Below are 3,142 nucleotides of genomic sequence, written 5' to 3' on the forward strand. Positions count from 1 at the left end.
TAAAGACACCTTTATAAAGTTTTGCAGAGAAGAAATAGGGAGAAGAAATGATTTAGGTAATGCAACAATTCATCATCAATTAAATAAATTGGATACTATCCAGGAATGGGCAGGAGGAGATTTTAGTTTTGATAAATTAACCAAAGATATGAGAAAGTGTCAATATTGATTTTCTATTGTTTTAACTAATATTCCTTTTTCATCATATTCAAAAAGATACTGCCAAACCAAGTCATCAAATAAATTGTATATATTTTTCTCAATTATATTTCCTTTTTGATCATATTTATATGTGTATCTAGTAGTGTCTTCTTTTGAGGCTTCAATGAACTCTATTAATTGACCTATATTATTATATTTACTTGCTTCTTTCCAAATTTGTTCTCCTTCTGAATTATAAGTTATCTTATTTAGTAAATTTCCATTTTTATCATATTCATAGTTTGAAATGCTCTCAACATCATTCGCTCCATATTGAGTTTGCTCAATTAATTGAGCATTAATATTATATTTTCTAATATCCTTGAAGTTTTGCTCTCCTTTTGAATTATAACCTGTCGTCCTTATTAAATTCCCGGCTTTATCATACTCAAAAATCAGTTTTTTTTCTATCTCTCCTTTGTAATCATAAAATATATCTTCAGTTTTATTCCCCTCATTATTATAGTTACGTAAAGAAAATAAGCCCCCATCAGAATCTTTAATAGTAGTATAAATAATATCCCCTCCTTTACTATAGTTTGTGTCATAGGAAAAATAAGGAGTATAATTTATCTTTTCTTGTGCTTTTATAATTATGCTATACGACAATGTAAATAATAATAAAATTGATTTCATTTTTAAAGATTAAGTATAAAAAATGGATTCTATGTTAATTTGTATAGGTGTGAATATAGTCAAAAATTCAATAGCCTCCTAACAGTTGATAAAAACTCTCACGATGTCTAAATATAACGTGTTTTCCCCAATAACAAGCAAGTTAAATCGTAAAATATTTCATAAGTTAGTCGATAAATATAGTAGTCACAAGCATCACAAGAAATATAAGCGTTGGTCTCATCTAATCTCTATGTATTCTACTAAAAAAGTATATAGAGGAGTTAACTTCTATTGACCAGCCAATGTAAGATCGGGAGAACATTATTCAATACGTTGATGTAATAATTGCGGATTCAGTTATCGATCTTGGACTAACTGCCGACCAACTAAATTACTTAAGAAAAACATATCAAAAAGTCATTTGGTGTTTTGTTTCCCAGATAAAAGAAAATGGAGCAATGTGTTCAATGTCATCCAGCTACAGATCTAAAAGATAGGTATGCTACTTTAGAAAAGAACAGTAGGAATGATTTGAACCTTTGTCATGATATTTATCAAAAAAGGTGTTTTTCACTACTAAGAATAATACTCTTGACTTTTGCCTAAAAAAGCGTGCAAAATCTTTGAATTCAATGATTTAATCTGGCATTGTTTTTGTTTATTTGCTGTTTTTTTTAATCACATGAAATTTACATTTACAACTTTAATCCTGTTGTGTTTTTTTAACATTCAAGGTCAAGAAATAATAACATCAAAATCCCCTTATTACCAGTATGACACAATCTTTAATGAAGCTAATAGCCCCATTTTTGCTATTACTAAAAATGCATATGGAAAGTTAGTCGACTCTACTCTTTTTGACCAAAAAGGAAATAAAATAGAAGTTATTTATTATAATCAGAGTAGAAAAAAAAGTAGTAGCGAATCTTTTGCATATAATGTCAAAGGAAATATGATTGAATGGAGTTTTTATAACTCTAAAGGCAAATTAGACTCCAAAAGAAAATATCAATATGATGAAAACGGGAATGTAATTAAGTCTGAAAACTACAATTCTGAAGGTATTGTAGATAGTAAAAACTTTTATAGCTATGATAGACTTGGAAATCAAATTAAGGTTGAAAAATATTTTTCTGAAGGAAAGTCTATTATCAAATATGATAGTTATGGAAATGAAATCGAATATACCATCTACAACTCTGAAGATGAATCAACCTATAAGACTACTAAAAAATACAATGATAAAGGGAAATTAATACAAAGCATTATTTTTAGCCCAAATAGAACACATATAACTAATGATAAATATGACGACAATGGGAATATAATATTAAGAACTTCTTTTATTGATTCTGTTTTGTTTTCTAAAAAAACATATAGATATTATGAGGAATATAAAGAGGAAGAGGAAGTTGGATATAACTCTAAAGGAGAGGTGATAGAAAAAAAATACAGCAAGTTTGATGGTAAAGGAAGAGAAGTTGAAAGAAATAAGTCTTATTACGACGATGCTGAGCTATATGAGAAAATAAGTGTTAAAACTAATCACGAGAAATATTTAACTGAGGAGATTTATTATGAAAATATTTATAGAAACTCACAAAAAATGATTACTAAGTACAAAACTATAACTAAATATGACAATGAATGGAACAAGGTTATAGAAACTGAAACAGTGAAATTAGATTAAGTAAAATGAATTTTTTACGATTGGAATTTGAATATCCATAGGGGATTGGTCTTTTTTTGTTTATAAGCCTTTGTTTTACTGGTACTCTAGGATTCTTTAAAAGTAAATAAGGGGCATAAATAGAAAGAAGAAGGAGGGCAATAAAAGACATAAAAAATGTAAACCTTAGTACATTGTTTTTTTGAAAATGTATTTGGTTTTAGGATGGCTACAGTAAGTTTAGTTTTTAATAGAAGAAATAAGTTAAATAAGAATAAAGAAGGGGCAATTGATCTTTGTGTTACAATTAATTCAATTCCTCATTATATTGGCTTAAGAATTTCAGTTTTACCAAAACTTTGGGATAATAAAAAAAGAGAGGTAAAATCTAATCACGAAGATTGGTTTGAAATTAATAATATTCTAAACGAAAAAGTTAAAACAATTAATAAATATTTATTTGAGTGTGAATTGAATAATCAGATACCTGAATTAACAGATATAAAGCAAATTTTAGGTAAAAAGCATATCAAACATAAAGACACCTTTATAAAGTTTTGCAGAGAAGAAATAGGGAGAAGAAATGATTTAGGTAATGCAACAATTCATCATCAATTAAATAAATTGGATACTATCCAGGAATGGGCAGGAGGA

At 27.5% G+C, this 3,142-nt stretch carries 3 protein-coding genes; 2 read left to right on the forward strand and 1 reads right to left on the reverse strand.

Annotated elements, in window-relative coordinates:
• Positions 1–159: 159 nt before the first annotated feature.
• Positions 160–837 (reverse strand): YD repeat-containing protein, encoded by a 678-nt coding sequence (locus tag N4A35_11185; GenBank protein ID MCT4581974.1) that lies wholly within the window; start codon positions 835–837, stop codon positions 160–162.
• A gap of 664 nt (positions 838–1,501) precedes the next feature.
• Here N4A35_11185 and N4A35_11190 point away from each other — a divergent pair.
• Together N4A35_11190 and N4A35_11195 are read left to right on the forward strand one after the other, a co-directional pair.
• On the forward strand, positions 1,502–2,509 hold the full coding sequence (locus N4A35_11190; GenBank protein MCT4581975.1) for a hypothetical protein: 1,008 nt from the start codon (positions 1,502–1,504) through the stop codon (positions 2,507–2,509).
• Positions 2,510–2,713: 204 nt separating this feature from the next.
• A partial coding sequence (locus N4A35_11195) for an Arm DNA-binding domain-containing protein (GenBank protein ID MCT4581976.1) occupies positions 2,714–3,142 on the forward strand: 429 nt, incomplete at its 3' end.

Source organism: Flavobacteriales bacterium (genome assembly GCA_025210295.1).
Classification (GTDB): Bacteria; Bacteroidota; Bacteroidia; order Flavobacteriales_D; family Parvicellaceae; genus S010-51.